Source organism: Paenibacillus sp. S33 (genome assembly GCF_053615415.1).
Window position 1 is genome coordinate 2149673 of the sequence record NZ_JBSIEZ010000001.1, and the last position, 23298, is coordinate 2172970.

21 protein-coding genes are annotated in these 23298 nt (G+C 45.7%); all 21 read left to right on the plus strand.

The window, feature by feature from the left end; all coding sequences use genetic code 11:
- The first annotated feature begins 17 nt into the window (after positions 1-17).
- The 21 genes from ACWGXJ_RS10210 to ACWGXJ_RS10310 all read left to right on the plus strand — a co-directional run bounded on the left by ACWGXJ_RS10210 (position 18) and on the right by ACWGXJ_RS10310 (position 23211).
- Positions 18-1562: a chemotaxis protein CheB gene (locus ACWGXJ_RS10210; RefSeq protein ID WP_452567888.1), complete on the plus strand. Its 1545-nt coding sequence runs from the start codon at positions 18-20 to the stop codon at positions 1560-1562.
- Between the two features lie 33 nt (positions 1563-1595).
- On the plus strand, positions 1596-3692 hold the full coding sequence (locus tag ACWGXJ_RS10215; RefSeq protein ID WP_061829450.1) for a chemotaxis protein CheA: 2097 nt from the start codon (positions 1596-1598) through the stop codon (positions 3690-3692).
- A gap of 62 nt (positions 3693-3754) precedes the next feature.
- Positions 3755-4216, plus strand: coding sequence for a chemotaxis protein CheW (locus ACWGXJ_RS10220; protein ID WP_007430046.1), 462 nt, complete (start codon positions 3755-3757; stop codon positions 4214-4216).
- Positions 4217-4219: 3 nt separating this feature from the next.
- Positions 4220-4846 (plus strand): chemotaxis protein CheC, encoded by a 627-nt coding sequence (locus ACWGXJ_RS10225; RefSeq protein ID WP_061829449.1) that lies wholly within the window; start codon positions 4220-4222, stop codon positions 4844-4846.
- Complete coding sequence (locus ACWGXJ_RS10230) at positions 4839-5336, plus strand: chemotaxis protein CheD (protein WP_010346358.1); 498 nt, start codon at positions 4839-4841, stop codon at positions 5334-5336. Before ACWGXJ_RS10225 ends, ACWGXJ_RS10230 begins: the two co-directional genes overlap by 8 nt.
- A gap of 2 nt (positions 5337-5338) precedes the next feature.
- Complete coding sequence (locus tag ACWGXJ_RS10235) at positions 5339-5752, plus strand: hypothetical protein (RefSeq protein WP_025722357.1); 414 nt, start codon at positions 5339-5341, stop codon at positions 5750-5752.
- A gap of 14 nt (positions 5753-5766) precedes the next feature.
- The gene (locus ACWGXJ_RS10240) at positions 5767-6555 is read left to right on the plus strand and encodes a FliA/WhiG family RNA polymerase sigma factor (protein ID WP_016820968.1); all 789 of its coding nucleotides are present in this window, start codon (positions 5767-5769) and stop codon (positions 6553-6555) included.
- Positions 6556-6599: 44 nt separating this feature from the next.
- A complete protein-coding gene (locus ACWGXJ_RS10245; protein WP_452566673.1) occupies positions 6600-8009 on the plus strand; it encodes a DUF342 domain-containing protein in 1410 nt (469 codons plus the stop codon).
- Between the two features lie 82 nt (positions 8010-8091).
- Positions 8092-8412, plus strand: a complete 321-nt coding sequence (locus tag ACWGXJ_RS10250; RefSeq protein WP_452566674.1) for a hypothetical protein — start codon at positions 8092-8094, stop codon at positions 8410-8412.
- Positions 8413-8453: 41 nt separating this feature from the next.
- Positions 8454-9086, plus strand: a complete 633-nt coding sequence (locus ACWGXJ_RS10255; protein ID WP_452566675.1) for a hypothetical protein — start codon at positions 8454-8456, stop codon at positions 9084-9086.
- Positions 9083-9730, plus strand: coding sequence for an endolytic transglycosylase MltG (locus ACWGXJ_RS10260; protein ID WP_452566676.1), 648 nt, complete (start codon positions 9083-9085; stop codon positions 9728-9730). Before ACWGXJ_RS10255 ends, ACWGXJ_RS10260 begins: the two co-directional genes overlap by 4 nt.
- 253 nt (positions 9731-9983) lie before the next feature.
- Entirely contained in the window at positions 9984-10682 is a 699-nt protein-coding gene (rpsB, locus tag ACWGXJ_RS10265) for a 30S ribosomal protein S2 (RefSeq protein WP_013309916.1), read from the plus strand.
- 131 nt (positions 10683-10813) lie between these two features.
- A complete protein-coding gene (gene tsf, locus ACWGXJ_RS10270) occupies positions 10814-11464 on the plus strand; it encodes a translation elongation factor Ts (protein ID WP_013309917.1) in 651 nt (216 codons plus the stop codon).
- Between the two features lie 121 nt (positions 11465-11585).
- Complete coding sequence (gene pyrH, locus ACWGXJ_RS10275; protein ID WP_013309918.1) at positions 11586-12314, plus strand: UMP kinase; 729 nt, start codon at positions 11586-11588, stop codon at positions 12312-12314.
- A complete protein-coding gene (frr, locus tag ACWGXJ_RS10280; protein ID WP_029517013.1) occupies positions 12314-12868 on the plus strand; it encodes a ribosome recycling factor in 555 nt (184 codons plus the stop codon). The genes pyrH and frr overlap by 1 nt, the downstream gene beginning before the upstream one ends.
- A gap of 84 nt (positions 12869-12952) precedes the next feature.
- Complete coding sequence (locus tag ACWGXJ_RS10285; protein WP_023988210.1) at positions 12953-13720, plus strand: isoprenyl transferase; 768 nt, start codon at positions 12953-12955, stop codon at positions 13718-13720.
- Between the two features lie 17 nt (positions 13721-13737).
- The gene (locus ACWGXJ_RS10290) at positions 13738-14529 is read left to right on the plus strand and encodes a phosphatidate cytidylyltransferase (RefSeq protein WP_029517015.1); all 792 of its coding nucleotides are present in this window, start codon (positions 13738-13740) and stop codon (positions 14527-14529) included.
- A 145-nt stretch (positions 14530-14674) separates the two neighbouring features.
- Positions 14675-15814, plus strand: a complete 1140-nt coding sequence (locus tag ACWGXJ_RS10295; protein ID WP_250261622.1) for a 1-deoxy-D-xylulose-5-phosphate reductoisomerase — start codon at positions 14675-14677, stop codon at positions 15812-15814.
- Positions 15815-15920: 106 nt separating this feature from the next.
- Entirely contained in the window at positions 15921-17192 is a 1272-nt protein-coding gene (gene rseP / locus ACWGXJ_RS10300; protein WP_061829443.1) for an RIP metalloprotease RseP, read from the plus strand.
- Positions 17193-17243: 51 nt separating this feature from the next.
- Positions 17244-18692: a proline--tRNA ligase gene (gene proS, locus ACWGXJ_RS10305; protein WP_069291738.1), complete on the plus strand. Its 1449-nt coding sequence runs from the start codon at positions 17244-17246 to the stop codon at positions 18690-18692.
- Positions 18693-18894: 202 nt separating this feature from the next.
- Entirely contained in the window at positions 18895-23211 is a 4317-nt protein-coding gene (locus ACWGXJ_RS10310) for a PolC-type DNA polymerase III (RefSeq protein ID WP_452566677.1), read from the plus strand.
- Positions 23212-23298 lie beyond the last annotated feature (87 nt).

Below are 23298 nucleotides of genomic sequence, written 5' to 3' on the forward strand. Positions count from 1 at the left end.
AAACAGAGGTGTTTAACATGTGTGCTTACCGGGTGCTGGTTGTAGATGATTCGGCCTTTATGCGCAAAATTATTACAGATTTAATTGTAAGGGATGAGTCGTTCAACATCGTAGGTACAGCCGCCAATGGCAAAGAGGCTGTAGAGAAAGTGAAGGAATTGCAGCCCGATTTGGTCACCATGGATGTCGAGATGCCTGAAATGAATGGTCTTGAAGCATTGCCATTGATTATGGCAGCCCATCCGCTACCTATTATTATGCTGTCAGGCATTAATGAACAAGGCATGAAGGAGACCATCATGGCTTTGGAGGCAGGAGCTTTCGATTTTATAAGAAAGCCTTCCATTGCTCATGCGCAAGATATCGAGCAAGTGAGCAAGGCGTTGCTGGAACAGATGCACACTGCTATGCAAGCAGTGCGGAGCCGCCTCGAGCGCAAGGAAGCTAATGAGCGCAAAGCTGCATTGGAACAAGCGAAAAAAACGCCACAGGAAAAGCCTACAGGACAGGCGGTGACTGAGAAACGAGCAGGCAGTCAAGCTTCGACAGACAAGCCTCCTGTTGTTCCGGCTGCTCCTTCACCTGCTGTATCAGCTCAGCCGAAGCGTGACGCTAGCAAGTCCGTCCCGGCAGCAGCCAAGCAGGAAACGAAACGACAACAGTCTGGAACATCTGTTACGGCGGGGCGTATAGAACAGCCAGCTGCTCAGCCAAGCAAGTCAGTCCAAGCACCTACTGTTCAGAAGAAGGAAGACCTGTCCAAGGGGATGGGACGAACACCAGGGAAACTAAACAGTTCTAATACGGCCGCTGACAAATCGCTGCATGGTAAGGATAAAGCAGGGCTGGTTAAGCCGGAGCCCCGTAAGACGGTGAGTTCATCAGCTACTCCTATTCCAGCGGCTGCTACTCCTCCAGTAACGGCACCTACAGTTCCTGCCGCACCTAAAGGATTTTCTCTTAAAAAAGGTGTGCATACGTCCAGCTTTCGCAAACTGGTGGCGGTGGGATGTTCTACGGGCGGTCCGCGCGCGCTTAAGACGCTGTTGGAACGCATTCCTGGTGATTTTCCTGCTCCAATCGTTATCGTTCAGCATATGCCGCCAAACTTCACTCGTTCGCTGGCACAACGCTTGAACACGTTAAGTCCACTCCGAGTTGTGGAGGCTGAGCAGGGAATGACGCTGGAGACTGGAACGGCCTACATTGCTCCAGGGGGATATCAACTAAGAATTGTGCCAGGAGCCGGTGGTAAATACACTGTGTCACTGAAGATGGAGGAAGCTCGCAATGGTCACCGTCCTTCCGTAGATACGATGTTTGAATCGTTGCTCTCGTTAACCTCGTTGGAGCGGCATCTAGTATTGCTCACTGGAATGGGGAGCGATGGGGCCAAAATGATGAAAAAGCTTTATGATGCTGGGGTACAATCCACATTTGCTGAAAATGAGGAAACTTGTGTAGTGTACGGAATGCCCCGCTCAGCAGTAGAGTTAAAATGTGTGCGTCACCTTCTGCCAATGCAGGAGATCGCCCCCAAGCTTGTACAAGTTGTGAAATAATCGGAGTGTAACTCATGGAGGAGGTGTCTCACAATGGACATGAACCAATATTTAAACATGTTTATTGATGAGTCGAATGATCATCTGCAATCTCTTAACGAAAAAATGCTTCAACTGGAAAGCAATCCAACCGATCTAGGCATCGTTCAGGTGATTTTCCGTTCTGCCCATACCCTCAAAGGAATGGCTGCTACGATGGGATTTGAAGACCTAGCATCGCTAACTCACCAAATGGAAAACGTTCTTGATCTGGTACGTAACAACAAGCTGGCGATGCATGAATTTATATTCGATACCTTATTTAAAGGATTGGATGCTTTGGAGTCCATGGTGCAGCACATTACAGAGGGGGGCGACGGAAAAGCGGATGTCTCCTCTATTGTATCTTCACTACAATCCATCGTGAGTGGGGATTTCCAAAAGTCCGGCACAAATGCTGCCACTGAGGAGTCTCCATCTAAAAAAGTGGACAAAAACGATAGTGCTGGGCTTGTCTTGGATCAGTTCCAGTATTCTGTACTGGAGCAATCTATTTCTGAAGGTCATCGTGTTCACTATATACAGGTAACAATCAGCTCAGAGAGCCAGTTGAAAGCGGCACGTGCCTTTATGGTGTTCAACACGCTGGAAAACTCTGGTGAAATCGTCAAGGCCTATCCGTCGGTACAGGATATTGAGCAGGAGAAATTCGAGCAAAGCTTCTCGTTATATTACATAACGCAGAAAGAAGTTGGGGAGCTGGAAAAGGAAATCGCGGGTATCTCTGAAATTGACACTGTCTCAGTGGTACAACTAGATCAGGAATCGCTTAAACAAATGAGCGAAGTTACTGCTGGACTGGCTGAGGCTGCTGCGGTGCAGGAAGCACCTGTTGCCGTGCAACCACCTGCTCCATCCCAGCCGCAGTCTCCAGCTGCGGCCTCTGTGGCTAAGCCAGCAGCAGGTAAAGCGCCAGCAGCTAAGGCAGCTGCGCCTACGCATAACCGTACGATTCGCGTAGATATTGAACGCCTGGATGTACTTATGAACTTATTTAGCGAGTTGCTCATTGACCGTGTGCGGTTAGAGCAGTTGGCAAGTGAAGCTTCCAATCCAGCACTGACAGAAACAGTAGAGCACATGAGTCGTGTGAGCAGCGATTTGCAAAACGTCGTTCTTAAATTGCGGATGGTACCAGTAGATACTGTTTTCAATCGTTTCCCGCGTATGGTGCGCGATCTGGCCAAATCGCTGGATAAAAAACTTGATTTGGTTATTACTGGAGCAGAGACTGAAATGGACCGCACTGTTATCGACGAAATTGGCGATCCTCTGGTGCATTTGCTTCGGAACTCCGTGGATCATGGCATTGAGTCGGTAGCCGACCGGATTGCAGCTGGTAAACCTGAGACAGGAACGGTTCACTTGCGTGCTTTCCATAGCGGAAATAACGTATTCATCGAGATTGAAGATGACGGAAATGGTATTAATCGCGATAAGGTACTAAACAGTGCTATTTCTAAAGGGATTTTGACGGCAGAGCAAGCAGCGGTCATGACCGACGAGGAAGCCTATCAGGTATTGTTTGCTCCGGGCTTCAGTACAGCTGCAGTCATTTCAGACGTATCAGGACGTGGTGTCGGTTTGGACGTTGTTAAATCTAAAATCACCGCTTTGGGTGGCAATGTTACGGTTCACTCTACACTGGGCCAAGGCACTAATTTCTCTGTGCAATTGCCGCTGACCCTATCCATTATTGCAGCCATGATGATACAGATCGGTTCTGAAAAATATGCGATTCCATTGTCCTCCATTGTGGAGACTGCGATCGTCAAGCGGACACAAATTCGTTCAGTACATGGCAATAAAATGATTGCTTTCCGCGATTCTCATATCCCGCTCATCTCCTTGAGTCAGCTGTTCGAGGTACCGGACTTCAATGAAGATGAAGAAGAAGAGACAGAGGTCGTGGTCATCCGCAAGGGAGACCGTCTGGCAGCTCTTTCCGTACAGGACTTTTTGGGACAAAGTGAAATTGTCCTTAAAAATCTGGGCAAATACCTTCCAAACATCCAAGGAATTTCAGGCGCCACGATTCTGGGTGACGGTCAGGTTGCTTTGATCATCGACCCAAATGTTTTCATTAAATAATGTCTTCATCAAAAATGAAAGAAATGTGAAGTTGCTGACATCAATAAGGAGGTTTTTTAGACATGGGAGAAGAAATTAAAGTTATCGTATTTAAGCTTGGTGAAGAGGAATACGGTGTTGAAGTAGAAAAAGTCCAATCTATTGAACGCATGGTGCCGATTACACGGGTTCCAAGAACCTACGATTTTGTTAAAGGCGTATTCAACATGAGAGGCGTAGTCATTCCGGTTATTGATCTTCGTGGCCGGTTTGGATTACCTGAAGCTGAATATACCGATCAAACTCGCATCATTATCGTTGCAGTGGGTGAAATGCAAGTCGGCTTTATCGTTGACTCAGCGAATGACGTTATTGACCTGAATACTGACAATATCGAGACACCACCGGAAGTGATTGGCGGAGTTAAGGCTAAATACCTTCGCGGAGTTGCTAAGATTGGTGAAGAGCGCTTGTTGATTATGCTGAACTTGTCTGAAGTCCTGAATCGTAGCGAGATGAACCAACTGGAAGGCTTAGAGGATTAATATATGGAAAATCTCGGAAATCTTGAAGACTTCAAGTTGGATGTGTTGAAAGAAGTCGGCAACATTGGCTCGGGGAACGCTGCTACAGCGCTCTCCCGGCTTCTCAATAAACCGGTCGATATGGGTGTGCCCAAAGTACAAATGCTGCCCTTTGAGGAAATTGCCGAGAAAGTCGGCGGCTATGAGCAACTTGTTGTCGCCATATTTTTTAGGGTAGAAGGGGAAGCCCCCGGGAATCTATTCTTCATATTGCAGCCTCAGGCGGCAAAAGGCTTACTTTCCCGTTTGGCGAATATTCCTTCAGATGACGAGGACAGTTTTAACGAAATGGAGCACTCAGCCCTGTCGGAGATCGGAAACATTTTAGCAGGCTCATACTTGTCTTCGCTGGCAGACTTTACGCGTTTATCTATGTATCCAACAGTCCCTGCGCTGGCGTTGGACATGGCAGGAGCAATTCTCAGCTATGGACTGTTGCAGTTTGGGCAGATGGGAGATGCTGCATTATTGATTGACACATCGTTTCTGGAAGGGCAGAATCAGATAGAGGGTCAATTTTTCCTGATTCCTGATCCAGAATCGTTCGGGAAAATCTTTAGGTCGTTAGGAGTCCCGATGAACGATGATTGAGGATAAAAGCATCATTAAAGTCGGTATGGCTGACTTAAATGTTACCAGTAACCCGAACTCGATTCGCACGACAGGACTTGGTTCTTGCGTCGGATTGACTCTCTACGATCCTCACTTGAAACTGGCAGGTATGGCACATGTGATGCTACCATCCTCGGATATTGCACGTGAAGGGCAACTGAATATTGCTAAATACGCCGATACGGCGCTGCCCGAGTTATTTGAGCGGATGCTGAAATTGGGTGCTGAACGACGCAGACTGATTGCCAAAATGGCAGGGGGAGCGCAGATGTTCGCCTTTGCCGGTAGTGGAGATACCATGCGCATTGGTCCACGCAATGTAGAATCATGCAAAGAGATGCTCGTAGATCTGGGTATTCCCTTGATTGCGGAGGACACAGGCGGCAATTATGGACGAACGATTGAGTTGGACTCTGAAACTGGCGTTTTGAATATTCGAAGCGTACAAAAAGGTGTAAAGGAATTATAAACATGTTATTTGGCAGCTTACGCATTAATCTTTGGTCTGGAGTAGTCGGATTTATTCTGACTTTTGTGTTGTCCGTTGGCAGCAATCTGCTGACCACGAGCTTAATTCGTGGCTTGATCGCCTTCGTTTTTTGGTTCCTACTTGCATTTGTGCTGCGCTGGACACTAGGTGTTGTAGCGCGGCCAGATCTGGGGAATGCCCAAAGCCGGGCAAGCTCTCAGGTAGATGGCGTAGGGGGGAATCTGGACCTGACGACACCAGACGAGAATGAAAACCTGAATGAATTGCTGAAACCGAAACCAGAGCAGACGGACGAAGGGAACAATGGTTTCGCGCCTTTAAACCCACCTAAGCTGGTTTCCAACAAGGACCCTGAAGAATTGGCCAAGGCCGTTCGTCACCTGACAGACAAATAAGGAGGGTGAAGCCGATGAACGAGCGTAAAGCCGCTCATTTAAACCATTCCGAACTATGGGAGCAATGGAAAGAACACGGTGACAAGGAAGCAAAGAAACAGTTAATTGAAAAGTATCTCCATATTGTGGAATATGTTTCGGGCCGCCTTGCAGTAGGCTTGCCCAAAAATGTATCCAAGGATGATCTGGCGAGTAACGGCGTTATGGGTTTGATTGACGCTTTAGAGAAATTTGACTATGAGCGTGGTTTGCAGTTTGAGACTTATGCTTCTTGGCGTGTTCGCGGAGCGATTTTGGATGGTCTTCGTCAAGGGGATTGGGTTCCTCGTTCAGTTAGGGAAAAAGCAAAAAAAATCGAGGATGCCTACCAGCATTTGGAACAAAGATATTTACGTACGGTAAGCGACGAAGAGATGAGCCATTATTTGGACGTTTCTGAAAAAGAGTTTCAAAGTATGATCCAGGAAGTCGCTGTTATGTCGATTGTCTCACTGGAGGACCCGATCCGCGAAGAGGAATCGGAAACACGGCTTTCCCTTTTGGTGGACGAGAAGGCGAAAAATCCGGATCATAAGGTCAATGAATTTACACTTCGTGATGCCCTTGCACAAGGCATTGATAAATTGACTGAAAAAGAACGTATCGTTGTTTCTTTATTGTATTACGAGGATTTGTCACTCAGCGAAATCGCTGAGGTCATGTCGCTATCTCCATCGCGAATTTCACAGTTGCATTCCAAAGCAATATTACGTCTAAGAGCGACATTGGACAAACAACGGGATTTGCTAATGCGTAAAGATTAACGTACGGGAGGTTACAGTAACAGTTAGACGGAAGGAGCACCCTTGTGGAGAAGCAATATGCTTTGGACCAGTATTTAAAAGTGGTTGTCTCACCTGACAAACAAACAGCCTACTTGGAGTTTGCCAAACGTGAAGAAGGTTTTGCCTGTTCTGTGGAAGAATTAGAGCGTTTTCTAAGCAACCAAAAAATATCCTACGGTTTAATGACCGATGCGATTCGCGTATTTGCGGCAAATCCGGAAGATCATTTCTTCGGAAAATTACTGATTGCTCAGGGAAAGCAGCCGATCCATGGCAAAGACGGAAAAATTAATTTGGCTGATATTGTGACTGGCGAAGATGCACATAAGCCACTTGAAACCGTAGATGGTCGGGTGGATTATAAAGAACTAACTCGTTTAAGAAATGTAAAACGTGGACAACTGATTGCCGAACGAGTTGATCCTGTGCCGGGTGTACCGGGGATTGCTGTAACCGGAGAGGAAATTCCTTTTCTTCCAGGAAGAGAGGCGCGTTTTAAAGTTGGAAAAAATGTAGTGATCCATCCTGAAGGTGTTGCCATGTATGCGGCTATTGACGGACTGGTGACTACGACTGAAAAGGGCAAGCTTAATGTGTTCCCCGTATATGAAGTGAACGGGGACGTCGATTATAGTGTCGGTAACATTGATTTTGTTGGAACCGTCGTCATTCGTGGGAATGTCTTGACAGGGTTTCGCGTTCGGGCGGCTGGCGACATTCGTGTCATCGGTGGTGTGGAAGGCGCTGAAATTGAGGCGGAAGGTTCAGTGGAAATCAGTGGCGGTATTATCGGATACCATAAGGGGTTCGTGAAAGCTGCACAAAATGTCAAATGCTCATTTATACAAGATGGTAACGTGATTGCGGGAGGCGATATACTTGTATCCCAGAGCATCATGCATTCACAGATTAAAGCGAGTGTAAATGTACTCTGCGAGGGGACCAAAGGGCTTATCGTAGGTGGCAGTGTACAAGCTGGTAAAAAGGTAGTAGCTCGTACGATCGGTAATACGATGTCCACAGCTACTGTTATCGAAGTGGGTGTGCTTCCTGAACTGCGCGATGAACTGACAGAACTCCGCGCACGTTTGAAGCAGCAGACAGACAGCCAGGATAAAACGAATAAGGCCCTTACCATATTGGATCAGCTTGCTGCCGCCGGACAGCTTGCACCTGAAAGAATGGCTATGCGAATCAAGCTGACGTCTACTAAAAAATCTAATGAACAGGAGCTTTTGGAAACCAAGTCCAGAATGCTTGAAATTGAACGAACATTAGAGGATACAAGCCGGGCACGGGTAGAAGTGAAAAATGTGATTTACGGTGGCTCTAAAATAGTTATCGGCAGATATACAAAATTTATTAAAGATTCAGTGGAAAGAATTGCGTTTTATTATCATGAAGGAGACATCAGCATGTCCTCCTACGTGTAATTCGGCACACTGATAAACAACATTCAACATTGTATTCCTTGGAAGACAGATACGGATGCCCAATCGGAAAGGGTGTGGTCCAATGAGCTTGAAGGCTGTTGAATTGCAAATTGCCGTACCTCGCACCAGCGAAGCAGGAAAATACCAAAGTGAGTCCCAGCAGCGGCCGATGAATGATCAAGCATTGCTTGGACAAAAGGCCGCGCTGGAGACGGAGAACATGCGTCAGCGAAGCAGTGCCATAGATCAGTCTGCAGAAACATTCGTCGGTGAGCGGCAAATGGGAGGACAGAGCAGAGATTCTTCCCAGCACAGCCGCTCCCAATCAGGTGAGACTGAGGTGCCTAAGGAGCATCCGGCAGAGCATCCGTACAAGGGACACCATATCGATTTTTCGCTCTGATCCGACAGGTGGAGAAGCGTTATTAAAGGAGACGATGGGCAGTGGATCAACCATGGATTTATATTGTTCTGCTGGGCGCTGCAGCTGTTGTCTACGCCTGGCTTCTGCCTAAGCGTCAGCCAGGCCGGGGAACAGAAGAGGCCGTCGTTCAAAAGGTCGAGGCCACATTGGAGCAGTATATGGCCGATATTGAAAACGACAATGACGAGCTGATTGAGCTCGTATCTGGTATGAAGCAGGAGCATACAGTTAAGCAGACGGCATTACAGGAGCAAGTAGCTGAGCTTCGGAACCGTATCGTGGAGCTTGAGCGCCAGGCTATGTTTGCTACTGTTTCTATGCAAACCGAGCCTGTATCTAAGGAAATACAACATACAGTAACTTCTCATCAGGCAGCGGTTGCTTACGGTCAATTTCAAAGTCCGCAACCTGGAGTGTCTGTACAGGAAGGCTATTCTGATTCAGAAGCTCCTCTCGTAACTATGGAGGAGCAGACAGTATTGCAAGACCCTGAAACTGAGCAGGAAGTAGAGTCCATCCGTGATCGTTATCAAGAGTTGTTTGCGCTGCATGAGCAAGGCAAGTCGTTGGATTATATAGCCAAGCAATCAGGCATCCAGCGGGGGGAAGTACAGCTTATATTGCAACTCGCGGAGCGGGAGGATGTAACGTGATCAAAAACCGTTCATTTATGCTAGGCATGGGTACGGGCCTTATAACGGGGGCATTGCTGTTGCAACTGGCAATAATCGGTCAGGGACAATCGCAGCAATCTTCAACAGACCCAAAAAACATGACGCGAGAGCAATTAGAAAAGGCAGCTGCCGAATTAAATCTTCAGATCAGTGACAGTTCTGATCCGAAAATGACAGAAGAGGAATGGCGTAATAAGGTGATCAAGGAAGGCAACAAAACTCCGGTTGCACCCCAAAAGGCTAAACCAGCTCAAACGCCGTCAACACCAAAGGTACCTGCAAATAGCACATCCTCGGTGGCTTCTAAACCTTCGACCAGCGCATCGGTTCCACAAAGTCCGAATAAGCCGCAAACTCAAAGGTCTGGCACTACAACGACTCCCAACATCCCCAAGCAGCCTGCCACCCCACAAGTGCAGTATAGCATTGCATCGGGAAGCAATTTGAGAAGTGTGGCATCAGGATTGCAACGGGCAGGGGTTGTGTCGGATGCTAGTGCATTTGAGGCAGCAGCTAAGGCCCAAAAAATCAATACCAAAATTCGTACGGGTACCTATCAGTTTGCTAAAGGTGAGGATTTCAGTTCTATTATTACTAAAATTACGAAAAAGCCGTCCAACTGACCAGACCGGGAAGTGGACGGCTTTTATTCATGCTGACAAGTTCGATAAGAGGCGTAAAACGTCACATTTTGCGTTGTTCCAACTATTGTCGAAAAGTTGGTTGCAACGATGCAAGTGTTATGGTATATTAATTGACGGTGTTAAAAACGCACGTCGGTTAATTTTATAGAGGGTGCTTTCCAATGGAAAGTCTTTATGAAAAATGATGTCGGCGGAGGACACACAAAAAACCAAACTTAGGAGGTGCGTGAAGATGGCAGTAATCTCCATGAAACAGCTTTTGGAAGCTGGGGTTCACTTTGGTCACCAAACACGTCGCTGGAACCCGAAAATGGATCGTTATATCTTCACTGAAAGAAACGGTATTTACATCATTGACTTGCAAAAGACAGTGAAAAAGGTTGAGGAAGCTTACAACTTCGTAAAAAGCATTGCAGCTGAGAATGGTACAATTCTGTTCGTAGGCACGAAGAAACAAGCACAAGATTCCGTTAAAGAAGAAGCAGCACGCGCTGGTCAATTCTACATTAACCAACGTTGGTTGGGTGGTACGCTGACTAACTTCCAAACGATTCAAAAACGTATTGACCGTTTGAAACAACTGGAAGCTTGGGAAGAAGACGGTACATTCGCAGTTCTTCCTAAAAAAGAAGTTATCATTCTTCGCAAAGAAAAAGATCGTCTTGAAAAATTCTTGGGCGGTATCAAAAACATGAAGGGCCTTCCGAGTGCTCTGTTCATCATTGATCCACGCAAAGAACGTATTGCGGTTGCTGAAGCTCGCAAATTGGGTATCCCAATCGTAGGTATCGTTGATACAAACTGCGACCCAGACGAAATCGACTATGTTATCCCGGGTAATGACGACGCAATCCGCGCTGTTAAATTGCTGACAGGTAAAATGGCTGATGCAGTTATGGAAGCAAACCAAGGCGAAGAAACTACAGCATAATATTTCCATTAGGAAATACCTATATGAATTAAATGAAAAGGGTGGTTGGCAGGTGTATAACCTCTCACTACCCTTTTTTTAAGGAATAAAGCACGGTATACCACTGAAAATCAAATTTGGAGGGAAATAATATGGCAGTTAATGCTAGCGCAGTAAAAGAGCTTCGTGAAAAAACAGGCGCAGGAATGCTGGATTGTAAAAAAGCGCTTGAAGAAGCAAACGGTGATTTGACAAAAGCGGTTGAAGTTCTGCGCGAAAAAGGACTTGCAGCTGCAGCCAACAAAGCAGGTCGTATTGCTACTGAAGGTGTTGTTGAATCCTACATTCATGCTGGCGGCCGTATCGGCGTACTGGTAGAAGTAAACTGCGAAACAGACTTCGTAGCTAAAACAGACCAGTTCAGAGATTTTGTGCGCGACATTGCAATGCATATCGCTGCATCGAACCCTCGTTATGTTCGTCGTGAAGAAGTGCCACAGGAAGAAATCGAAAAAGAAAAAGAAATCCTGAAAGCACAAGCTCTGAACGAAGGTAAACCAGAGAAAATCGTTGAAAAAATGGTTGAAGGCCGCATTGGTAAGTTCTATGAGGAGTTCTGCTTGTTGGAGCAATCTTTCATCAAAGATCCAGACAAAACAATCTCCACGCTTATCAACGAAAAAATCAGTACAATTGGCGAAAACATCTCTCTGCGTCGCTTTGTTCGTTTTGAACTGGGTGAAGGTCTGGAGAAAAAAGAAGACAACTTCTACGAAGAAGTTATGTCTCAAGTGAAACAATAATTACCAACGAACGGTAATTGCATATGGAAAAAACGGAAATGGAACACATCAGTGTTCCTTTTCTTGCAACAGGACACCTATCCTGTTACATAAAGTATAAATGATATTGGAGGGTGATCATTTGGAAAAACCTGTGTTTAAGCGTGTTGTCCTGAAAGTTAGTGGTGAATCGCTGTCAGGTCCTAACGGTTACGGTATTGATGCGGATACGATTGCGTCCATTGCCGAACAAGTCAAAGACGTGGTGGAACTGGGAGTAGAAGTTGCTATCGTGTGTGGTGGCGGTAACATCTGGCGTGGTATTGCTGGAAGTGCCAACGGAATTGACCGGGCCACGGCAGATTACATGGGTATGCTGGCAACAGTGATGAACTCACTGGCCTTACAGGATGCTTTGGAACAGATTGAAGTACCTACTCGTGTACAAACATCCATTGCGATGCAACAGATTGCTGAACCTTATATCCGCCGTAGAGCTATCCGTCATTTGGAAAAAGGTCGGGTTGTTATTTTTGCAGCAGGTACAGGTAATCCGTTCTTCTCGACTGATACTACTGCTGCACTACGTGCTGCTGAAATTGAAGCGGAAGTAATTCTGATGGCTAAAAATAAAGTGGATGGCGTATATTCTGCTGATCCGTTTAAAGATAGCACAGCCGAGAAATATGAGCAGCTTACGTATTTGGATGTGCTCAACAAAAATCTCGGTGTCATGGATTCTACTGCTTCCTCGTTGTGCATGGATAACAATATTCCGTTGATTGTCTTTGCTATTACAGAGCAAGGTAACATTAAACGTGTCGTGCTGGGTGAGAAAATTGGTACGATCGTCAAAGGGAGTGTAAATTAATGCCACAATCTGTGAAAAAGAGTGCTGAGGAACGCATGCAAAAAGCAATCCAAGCATTGCAACGTGATCTTGCATCTTTGCGTGCAGGACGGGCGACACCAGCTTTACTGGACCGTGTACAGGTAGAGTATTATGGTGCAATGACTCCAGTCAACCAGCTGGCGAATATCAATACACCTGACAGCCGGACCTTGATGATTCAGCCTTGGGACAAATCTTCCTTGGCCGATATCGAGCGCGCTATACAAAAATCCGATTTAGGTTTGACACCTTCGAATGATGGTAACACCATTCGTCTGAGCATTCCTGCTTTGACGGAGGAACGCAGAACTGACTTGGTGAAGTTGACGAAGAAGAACGGTGAAGAAGCGAAGATCGCTATTCGTAACATTCGTCGTGACGCCAATGATGACATCAAAAAATTGGAGAAAAGTGATATTTCCGAGGACGAATCTCGTAAACATCAGGAAGATATCCAGAAAACAACTGATAAGTTTATCGCTGAAGTGGATAAAGTTTTAGCTGCAAAAGAAAAAGAAATTATGGAAGTTTAAAAGATTGGCAGCCCCTCCCTTACGGTGGGGTTTGTCTCTTTTCAAGCCTGAGGCACATTTTCAGAGAATGCTGGAGGAACTGGAATGATCAAACGGGTTCGGTCTTGGTGGAACGGGGAACAAAAACAGCAAACACCGGCCATTTCAAAAGACAATATTCCGCAGCATGTTGCTGTCATCATGGATGGGAACGGCAGATGGGCCAAACGGATTGGAATGCCGCGGATTGTAGGGCACCAAAATGGAATGAAGGCAGTGAAACGCACAGCAATTGCAGCGGATGAACTGGGTATTAAGTATTTGACTTTGTTTGCATTTTCAACTGAAAATTGGACACGTCCAAAGGACGAAGTTGATTTTCTAATGCGCTTACCGCAGGAATTTCTGGCTATTGAGCTAGATGAACTGATTGAAAAAAATGTGCAAGTGCGTATGATGGGCAATAAGGAACATTTACCTTCCCATACCGTTGAGGCGCTGACTGAAGCGACTCGACGAACTGAAAATAATACCGGACTTGTTCTTAATTTTGCATTAAATTATGGAAGTCGGTTGGAAATCACAGAATGCATGCAAACATTGGGCCGTCAAATTGCGGATGGGAAGCTTAAAACAGAAGATATAACATCTGAGCTGATCGGTAATACGTTACTTTCTAGTGGTATGCCAGACCCTGATTTACTGATTCGAACAAGCGGTGAGCTTAGACTTAGTAATTTTATGCTCTGGCAGCTTGCCTACAGTGAGTTGTGGTTTACTGATATTTATTGGCCTGAGTTTAAGAAAGAACACTTATACGAAGCAGTGATCGAATATCAGCAAAGAACACGGCGGTATGGCGGACTGAAGTAAATGGAGGATGAAAGCCGTTGAGACAGAGATTAATTACCGGTATTCTGGCAGGCATATTCTTTTTGGCGATGGTCCTGTGGGGCGGCTTGGCCTACCATTTGCTTATATTGGCGATGGCCCTAATCGGATTTTATGAGTTCGCACGAATGACGCAGGTATCTCCTTTTGGAGGTACAGCAATACTTGGATACGTAAGCATATTAGCTTTTGTATTCCCGTATGAACCTTTTGGTTTGCACTCACCCTTACCCTTTGCCAGTATGCTTTGGCTGGTAATGATAGCTTTTATGATCATCACGGTAGGAACAAAAAATAAAATCCCGATTCAAACGGTAGCTATATTATTTCTTGGTACCGTTTATATAGGGTTTGGATTTTCGTATATTGCGGAATCACGTCATATGGAACATGGACTGTTATGGACATTTTTATTATTGGCTTGTATTTGGGCAAGTGATGCAGGGGCATATTTTGTAGGCAAAATGGCAGGAAAGACGAAATTATGGCCTGCGATCAGTCCTAACAAAACGGTTGAAGGATCCATTGGCGGCATCGTTTTAGCGTTGGTTATAGCTCTTGTATTCGCTGGATTATCGGGTGGACTGCTGCCATGGGGCAAAGCTATCGGCATCGGTTTGTCATGTGCAGTTGTGGGACAACTGGGTGATTTGGTACAATCTGCATACAAACGAGTGTACGGCATTAAAGATTCCGGTAATCTGCTGCCAGGGCACGGTGGTATACTAGACCGCTGCGACAGCTGGATTGTCGTTTTTCCATTTGTACATATGCTGATGCTGCTTCCATGAGTCTATTGATTACAGTTTATGCCCAGGCTAATCTCTATGCTGCTCACTCTGCGCTACTAGAAGGTTGGAACCAGTAGCATAGCTGCCTGAATAATAATCAATGAGCTCCTGGATAAAAGTGATTTTCAGGATAGGAAGGTGCATCATGAAAAGAATTACGGTACTTGGTTCAACCGGATCTATTGGAACTCAAACGTTGGATGTAGTGTCCATGCACCCGGATCAGTTTACTGTTGAGGCTTTAGCAGGTGGTTCTAATATAAAGTTACTTGCTGAGCAGGCTCATCTTTATAAACCCAAAAAAGTGTCTGTGGGTACTCGGCAGTTGGCGGATGAAATTCGTCCTTTACTGCCTTCTGGAACGGAACTGTATTGGGGAAATGAAGGACTCGTTGAGCTTGCTGCGAACACAGAGGCGGATATGGTTGTGACGGCTGTAATGGGCAGTGTCGGATTGCACTCCACGCTGGCCGCGATTGAGGCTGGAAAACAGATCGGTTTGGCCAATAAGGAAACACTGGTTACTGCTGGTCATCTGGTCACAGCGCGGGCTCGGGCGAAAGGAGTGCCGTTGCTGCCGATTGACAGTGAGCATTCAGCTATTTTCCAATGCTTGAATGGTGAGCGTATGAAAGATGTGGCACATATTACTCTCACAGCATCAGGGGGTTCTTTTCGAGATTTGACAAGAGAACAGTTGCGTGAAGTTACAGTGGAAGATGCACTCAAGCATCCCAATTGGTCAATGGGGGCCAAAATTACAATTGATTCAGCAACGATGGTAAACAAGGGGCTGGAAGTCATTGAGGCGCATTGGCTATTCGGACTTGATTATGAGCAGATTCATGTGTTGCTTCATCCGGAAAGCATTATTCATTCCTATGTTGAGTTTCAGGATACAAGCATTGTTGCTCAACTTGGGAATCCGGACATGAGAGTACCCATTCAATATGCATTGACTTATCCTGAGCGTATGAAGTCCCCGGCGAAGCCGTTGTCACTGGCTGAAGTGGGCAGACTCCATTTTAAGGAAATGGATTATAATCGTTTTCCTTGTTTAAGGCTTGCCTTCGAATGTGGTAAAATGGGTGGTACAGCACCGACCGCATTTAATGCAGCTAATGAGATTGCTGTTGCCCGTTTCCTGCGTGGAGAAATTTCTTTTCTGCATATTGAAGCTATTATTGAACGTGTGCTGGAGCGGCATGTCAATGTGGCTAATCCTGATCTGTCTGCGATTGAAGCATGTGACGGAGAGACTCGTAGCATAGCTGCAGAATTGTAGGCTAATGTTGGGTTAGAAACGAAATGTGATTCTCTTGTGCGGGATCGGAGAATAATGATAATCTAGGAAGACAAACTCGATCTCATTGAAAGGGGAACGGAAACGATTGGAAACGATTCAAATAGTGTTGATGACGGTGCTCATGTTTTTCGTCATAGTGACAGTGCATGAATGGGGGCATTATTATTTTGCCAAGCGCGCCGGGATTCTGGTACGGGAGTTTGCGATCGGTTTCGGTCCGAAACTGTTTTCTTATAAAAGAAACGAGACGCGATTTACGTTGCGTTTGTTGCCGTTCGGTGGCTTTGCCCGCATGGCGGGAGAGGATCCGGAGGTCAATGAAATTGAGACCGGACAAACGATTGCTGTACGCGTAACGGATGACGTCGTGAAGACCATCTATCTGGATCAACTGGATAATCGTAAGAATGTGGTGCGCGGCGAAGTGTTGGATATTGATCTGGAACAGTCGTTAACTTTAAAATTGGATGTAGATGGCGAAGATCAGCAATACACTGTACACCCGCAAGCGATGATGGTAACCAAAGGTCAATCCATTCAGATTGCACCCAAGGATCGGCAGTATGGGAGTAAAACAGTAGGACAGCGTGCGATGGCTATTTTTGCTGGACCACTGATGAATTTTATTCTTGCCTTTATTTTGTTTGGTCTGCATATTCAGATGGTCGGCATACAAGTGGACAACCCGACGTATGTCCAAATTAGTGAAATTACAGCAGGTATGCCTGCTGCTGAAGCTGATTTGCATAAGGGAGATATCATCGAATCGGTGAATGGAATAGCCATTGGTGCGAATGTTGAAAACATGATCAAACTGATTGCGGATTCTCAAGACAAGCCGATGAAGTGGACGGTTCGCCGTGATAATAAGACCTTTGATCTTACTATTACACCTCGTGCAATGGAAGGACAAAAGGGTGGCAAGGTGGGCATTGTGCCTGAACTTCCAAAACGCCAAGCAGGTGTGGGTGAAACGTTCAAATTTGCCGGGCAATCCATGGTCAGAACGACCGATATTATTTTTCAAGGATTTAGCCAGCTTATTCAACGTTTTTCTATCAATGACCTGGGAGGACCGGTACGTACTTTTGAAGTGACGGGGCAAATTGCCAAGCAGGGGATTGAGCAGTTGACGTATTGGACTGCTATAATGAGTCTTTATCTGGGGATATTTAATTTATTGCCTATTCCGGCGCTGGATGGAAGCAGACTTGTTTTCCTTGGTGTGGAGGCGGTAAGAGGGCGTCCCGTCGATCCGAGCAGGGAAGGAATGGTCCATTTCGTTGGTTTTGCTATGCTATTCCTGCTTATGATTGCGGTCACGTATAACGATATTTTACGCTTAATTAATGGTTAATTAGAGACGGACTTATATAAAAACGGTCTGTATGGGAGGACATGCATTTCTATGTCGAACGATAAACAGTTTGTCGAGGAAATTACGCCGCAGAGCGAAGATTTTTCCCGATGGTATATTGATGTTATTAAAAAAGCAGAACTGATGGATTATTCCCCTGTTCGCGGATGTATTGTATTCCGCCCCGATGGTTTTGAAATCTGGGAGCATATCAAGGAAGCCATGGACGTGCGCTTCAGAGAAACAGGGCACCGTAATGCCTATTTTCCAATGTTCATTCCAGAAAGCTTTTTTCAAAAGGAAAAAGAGCATGTTGAAGGGTTTAATCCTGAACTGCCTTGGGTAACCGAGGCTGGTGGGGAAAAGCTGGAAGAGCGTCTTGCAATTCGTCCGACTTCGGAAACCATGATTGGTCATATGTACTCCAAATGGATTCAATCCTATCGTGATCTGCCTGTGCTTATTAACCAATGGGCTAACGTAGTGCGTTGGGAAAAACGCACGCTGCCTTTCTTGCGCACAAGTGAATTTTTGTGGCAAGAAGGTCACACCGCCCATGAAACAGAAGAAGAAGCACGCGAAGAAACGATGAAAATGCTGGAAGTATACCGTGAGGTTATTGAGGAAGTTCTGGCTATTCCGGTTATTACTGGACAGAAAACACCTTCTGAAAAGTTTGCAGGTGCGAAGGATACATTTTCACTGGAAGCGATGATGAAGGATGGACGGGCGGTACAAGCTGGGACCTCCCACTATATGGGAACTAATTTTGCCGTTGCATTTGACATTAAATATTTGAGTCGTGAAAACAACTTGGAATTCGCGCATACGACTTCATGGGGAACAAGTACACGTTTGATCGGTGCACTGATTATGGTACATGGAGATGACCGTGGTCTGGCATTGCCTCCTAAAGTTGCGCCTACGCAGGTTATTATGGTTCCAATTGGACCACCTAAGAAGCGTGATGCCGTTATCGCTCGTGCAGATGAACTATTTGCTGAGTTGAAACAAGCGGGAGTGCGTGTTAAAATGGACGACCGCAGCGATGTAAGTCCAGGTTGGAAATTTAATGAATATGAAATGCGCGGTGTGCCGGTTCGTCTGGAAATCGGACCTCGTGATATGGAAAACGGTGTCTGTGTGCTCGTGTCCCGCATCAGCGGTGAGAAAAAAATCGTGCAGCAGGATAACCTGGTTGAGGAAGTACACGCGATGCTCGCACAGGTACAGCAGGAGATGTTTGATCGTGCGAAAAATTTCATGGAAGAAAACTTCTATTCCGTCGATACGCTGGATGAAATGAAGACTCTCATGGAAGAAAAACGCGGTTTTACTTTGGCAGGCTGGTGCGGAGCTGAAGAATGTGAAGACAAAGTTAAAGAAGTAACAGGTGCTACAAGCCGTAACATACCGTTTAAAACAACCGAGCAAAAGTCCACATGTTTGTGTTGTGGCAAACCTGCCAAGCATACAGTAGTGTTTGCACGGGCGTACTAATATAGATGTAGGGCAATATCACTATACTCACTTCATTCTTTTTGCTGACATGGTAGCTATTACGGGACAATGTTCTGAAGGATCTATGTCGTTGTGAGAAGGATTGAAGAGGGCTACGAAAAGCTTTTGCGGTCGGAGATGTTTTTGACGCAGAAGCTTTTCATGTTTTCAGAATGGTAGATTTAAAATTGGGGGGAGAGCCATGGGCGGAGCTGAAGAAAAGAGAAAGCGGCTGGAACTGCTGATGAAGCAAGTTGGGATGCCGGCTGGAGTGGTTGAACCTTATTTTTTGGACGGTTGGATTGATCAAGTGGAGATTAGCCGTACCAATAAGGATTGGAATATCACCATTGCCAAGGAGACACTGGTCCCCGCTCAGGTGTATCGTACGTTCTGTATTCAAGTACAGGAAAAAATGAGTCACATCGCAAAAATTACGTTCCGTTTTCAGTATAGTGAGCAGATTCAGCCTGGTGATATCATCAGTGAATACTGGAAAATTTTTCTAGAGTGGGTGCATCGTGAGATCCCATCTGTTAACGGTTGGATGAATCGGGCTGTGCATAAGTGGGAAGACGGTCTATTATTGCTGACGATGAGCGACAGTATGTCATTGGAACTGGCGCGTAAAAAACAGATAGATCAAGCTATCATCAAATTTTACGATAAATATTTCGGTCTCTCTATGCGCATTAAAGTCCAAGTGGGTGAAAGTAACCAGGAGGCATTACAGCAATTCCAAGAAAAGAAGATGCAGGAAGAACGCGAAGTTATTCAGCAGATGATGGAAAGTATGGAATCCGAAATGCCGCCTTTGGATGAAGAAGAAGGAGACGTACGGCTTCAATTTGGTTATGACATCAAAGAACCGGCTGTTCCGATGCAAGATATTCAGGACGAAGAGAAAAAAGTCACCTTACAAGGAACAATCTTCGGTTTGGATAGTAAAGAATTGCGCAATGGCAGTACGTTGTTTACGTATTATTTGACCGACTTTAGTGATTCCCTGCAAATGAAAATGTTTGCTAAAACTAAAGAAGATCTGAAGATCCTCAGTTTGTTGGCTAACGGGAAATGGGTCAAAGTGCGGGGGCGAGTTGAATATGATCGTTTTATGCAAATTCCCGAGCTGGTTATGATTCCTTCCGATCTAGTTGAAGTACAGGCTCCACCCACACGTAAGGATAATGCAGAGGAAAAACGGGTTGAGTTCCATCTCCACACAAAGATGAGTGCTATGGATGCTGTTGCCTCGATTGATCAATACGTCAAAACAGCTGCCAAATGGGGGCACAAGGCGATTGCGGTCACTGATCATGGTGGTGTGCAGTGCTACCCTGATGCTGCTAAGGCTGCAAAGAAAAACGGCATTAAAATGATCTACGGTATTGAGGCCAATGTGGTTAATGATGCTGTTGAGGTTGTAATGCAGGCACAGCCATTAAATTTGAAAACAGCGACTTATGTCGTTTTTGATATTGAAACCACCGGTTTATCGGTTACACAGAATAAAATCATTGAGATTGCGGCTGTGAAAATGCATGATGGCAAAGAAGTTGATCGTTATGCTACCTTTGTTAATCCGCATGAGCGCATACCATACAATATCCAGCAACTGACCAACATTAACGATGAAATGGTCAAGGACGCGCCGGATGTAGAACCTGTTATGAAGGAGTTTGTAGCTTTTGCTGGCGATGCTGTATTGGTTGCCCATAATGCGCGATTTGATGTCGGCTTTATCCAGGCGACCCTTCGAAATATGGGTTTGCCTGAAATGACCAATCCGGTACTGGATACGCTAGAACTGGCTCGTTTACTGTTTCCAACAATGAAAAACCACCGTCTGAATACGCTGACGACCAAATATAAAGTGGCGCTAGAAAGTCATCACCGAGCCATTGACGATACAGTCGCACTGACTGAAGTGCTGAATGGCTTGCTGAATGATGCGGAACAAATTAAGGGTTTAAAAATGCTCGATCGTCTGAATGATTATGTGGGTAAGGATTTATCGACCGTTCGTCCTTTTCACTGCTGTATTTATGCCCTCAATCCGATTGGTAAAAAAAATCTGTACAAGCTGGTTTCGATGTCTCATACCGAATATTTCAAGCGTGTGCCCTGTATTCCTAAATCCAAATTGTCAGAAATGAGAGATGGATTGCTTATTATTTCTGGTTGCGAAAAGGGAGAGTTCTTCGAGGCTGTGTTAAACAAGTCCGAGGAAGAAGCCGAGGAAATTGCACAGTTTTATGATGTGCTGGAGATTCAACCTTTGACGATGTATATGCATTTAGTAGAAAAACAACTGGTAAGCGGGCCTGATGCTCTGAAAACGGCAATACGCAAAGTATGCGAAATTGGACGGCGACTTGATAAGCCCGTAATTGCCACAGGCAATGTTCACTATTTGGAAACTCGCGATAAGTTGTACCGTGATATTACGATACACGGCATTACGGGATTTAGCCCGCTAAAAGATATTCGTAAGCCAGATGCGCATTTACGCACCACAGACGAAATGCTGGCAGAATTCGAGTTTTTGGGCGAGGAGAAAGCCTATGAAGTCGTTGTGAAGAATACCAGTGAGTTGGCGGATCGATTTGAGGAGCTGGAGCTGTTCCCTGACAAGCTGTTCACACCTTTGCTGGATGGGGCGGACGAGGAAATCCGCAACACTTGCTACGAGACAGCTAAATCCATCTATGGTGAGGAATTGCCCGAAGTGGTTGTAGCCCGTCTTGAAAAAGAACTAGAGCCGATTATTAAATACGGTTTCTCTGCCAACTATCTCATTTCCGAGCGTTTGGTTAAAAAGTCTAATAAGGATGGATATCTGGTAGGTTCACGGGGTTCTGTTGGATCTTCTGTGGTCGCTACCTTTCTCGGTATTTCCGAGGTTAATCCACTGCCTGCACATTATATTTGCGGTAATCCTGAATGCAGACATAGCGAATGGATTTTGGACGGTAGTGTGCCGAGCGGATTTGACTTGCCGGACAAAAACTGTCCCAAATGCGGTGGCAAACTGAAGGGTGAGGGACAGGATATTCCGTTTGAAACGTTTCTTGGGTTTAAGGGAGATAAAGTTCCCGATATTGATTTGAACTTCTCTGGCGAATATCAACCTGTCGCACATAACTATACGAAAGTACTGTTTGGTGAGAAAAGTGTATTCCGTGCTGGAACCATCGGTACAGTTGCCGAGAAAACAGCCTTTGGCTTTGCAAAGAAATATGAAGAGGCGCATCATAAAAAATGGCGTGGGGCTGAGCTGAACAGGCTGGCTTCGGGCTGCACAGGGGTCAAACGCAGTACCGGGCAACATCCAGGCGGAATTGTCGTTGTTCCCGATTATATTGAGGTCGAGGATATTACGCCGGTACAGTACCCCGCCGATGATACAAGCTCGGAATGGAAAACAACGCATTTTGATTATCACGCTTTTGATGCGAATCTACTCAAACTCGATATTCTGGGTCATGATGATCCGACCATGATGAGGATGCTTCAGGATTTGACTGGTGTCGATCCTACGACCATTCCAATGAATGATCCAAAGGTGATGAGCATGTTCAACTCCACGGAGGCGCTCGGTGTAACACCCCAGCAAATCCGCACACCTGTAGCTACCTATGGTGTACCAGAAATGGGGACGAAGTTTGTACGCCAAATGCTAGTAGAGTCGCAGCCAAGTTCTTTTGCTGACTTACTGCAAATATCCGGACTGTCTCACGGCACGGGCGTATGGTTGGGGAACGCACAGGAACTGATTAAGAATAATACCTGTAACATCAAGACTGTAATTGGTTGCCGTGATGACATTATGCTATTTTTGATTTACAAGGCAGGGATGGACGCAGGTCTGGCCTTTAAAATTACGGAGAGCGTACGTAAAGGTAAGGGGCTTAGTGCTGAATGGATTGAGGAAATGAAAAAATGCAAGGTGCCACAGTGGTACATTGATTCCTGTCTGAAAATCCAGTACATGTTTCCGAAGGCGCATGCTGCAGCCTACGTTATTTCAGCAGTGCGTACAGCGTACTTTAAGCTGTATCATCCGATTGAATATTATGCGACTTACTTTTCAGTACGCGCAGCCGATTTTGATATTGAGCTGTGCTGTCAGGGATATGATGCAATCGCACGGAAGATTGTCGAAATCGAGCAACTCGGCTTTCAGGCACCGCCCAAAGAAAAAGGGATGCTTCCGATCCTGGAAATGGCTCTGGAAATGACGGCTCGCGGGTTTAGTTTTAAATCCATTGATTTGTACCGTTCCGAAGCTACACGCTTCAAGGTGGATGGAGATTCACTCATTCCGCCATTCGGAGCTCTTCAGGGAATTGGAGACAATGCAGCACGTAACATCGCAGCCTCCCGTGAACATGGTGAATTTTTGTCTGTCGAGGATTTTCAACAAAAATCGAAAGCTAGTAAAACCATTGTCGAAATGCTGTCCCAGATGGGTTGCTTTCGAGGTCTGCCAGAGAGTAATCAGCTGTCTCTGTTTTAATCCGAACCACAGTAGTCAAGCTCTGGCACTTGTCACATAACTATGGTTATGTTATAATTTTTTTGGTAATCATGGAGATAAAACCGT

What these genes read in the sequence shown, in the direction of transcription:
- ACWGXJ_RS10210 (WP_452567888.1), top strand. Translation starts at nt 18, where the DNA reads ATGTGTGCTTACCGGGTGCTGGTTGTAGATGATTCGGCCTTTATGCGC.
- ACWGXJ_RS10215 (WP_061829450.1), top strand. Translation starts at nt 1,596, where the DNA reads ATGGACATGAACCAATATTTAAACATGTTTATTGATGAGTCGAATGAT.
- ACWGXJ_RS10220 (WP_007430046.1), top strand. Translation starts at nt 3,755, where the DNA reads ATGGGAGAAGAAATTAAAGTTATCGTATTTAAGCTTGGTGAAGAGGAA.
- ACWGXJ_RS10225 (WP_061829449.1), top strand. Translation starts at nt 4,220, where the DNA reads ATGGAAAATCTCGGAAATCTTGAAGACTTCAAGTTGGATGTGTTGAAA.
- ACWGXJ_RS10230 (WP_010346358.1), top strand. Translation starts at nt 4,839, where the DNA reads ATGATTGAGGATAAAAGCATCATTAAAGTCGGTATGGCTGACTTAAAT.
- ACWGXJ_RS10235 (WP_025722357.1), top strand. Translation starts at nt 5,339, where the DNA reads ATGTTATTTGGCAGCTTACGCATTAATCTTTGGTCTGGAGTAGTCGGA.
- ACWGXJ_RS10240 (WP_016820968.1), top strand. Translation starts at nt 5,767, where the DNA reads ATGAACGAGCGTAAAGCCGCTCATTTAAACCATTCCGAACTATGGGAG.
- ACWGXJ_RS10250 (WP_452566674.1), top strand. Translation starts at nt 8,092, where the DNA reads ATGAGCTTGAAGGCTGTTGAATTGCAAATTGCCGTACCTCGCACCAGC.
- rpsB (WP_013309916.1), top strand. Translation starts at nt 9,984, where the DNA reads ATGGCAGTAATCTCCATGAAACAGCTTTTGGAAGCTGGGGTTCACTTT.
- tsf (WP_013309917.1), top strand. Translation starts at nt 10,814, where the DNA reads ATGGCAGTTAATGCTAGCGCAGTAAAAGAGCTTCGTGAAAAAACAGGC.
- frr (WP_029517013.1), top strand. Translation starts at nt 12,314, where the DNA reads ATGCCACAATCTGTGAAAAAGAGTGCTGAGGAACGCATGCAAAAAGCA.
- ACWGXJ_RS10285 (WP_023988210.1), top strand. Translation starts at nt 12,953, where the DNA reads ATGATCAAACGGGTTCGGTCTTGGTGGAACGGGGAACAAAAACAGCAA.
- ACWGXJ_RS10295 (WP_250261622.1), top strand. Translation starts at nt 14,675, where the DNA reads ATGAAAAGAATTACGGTACTTGGTTCAACCGGATCTATTGGAACTCAA.
- proS (WP_069291738.1), top strand. Translation starts at nt 17,244, where the DNA reads ATGTCGAACGATAAACAGTTTGTCGAGGAAATTACGCCGCAGAGCGAA.
- ACWGXJ_RS10310 (WP_452566677.1), top strand. Translation starts at nt 18,895, where the DNA reads ATGGGCGGAGCTGAAGAAAAGAGAAAGCGGCTGGAACTGCTGATGAAG.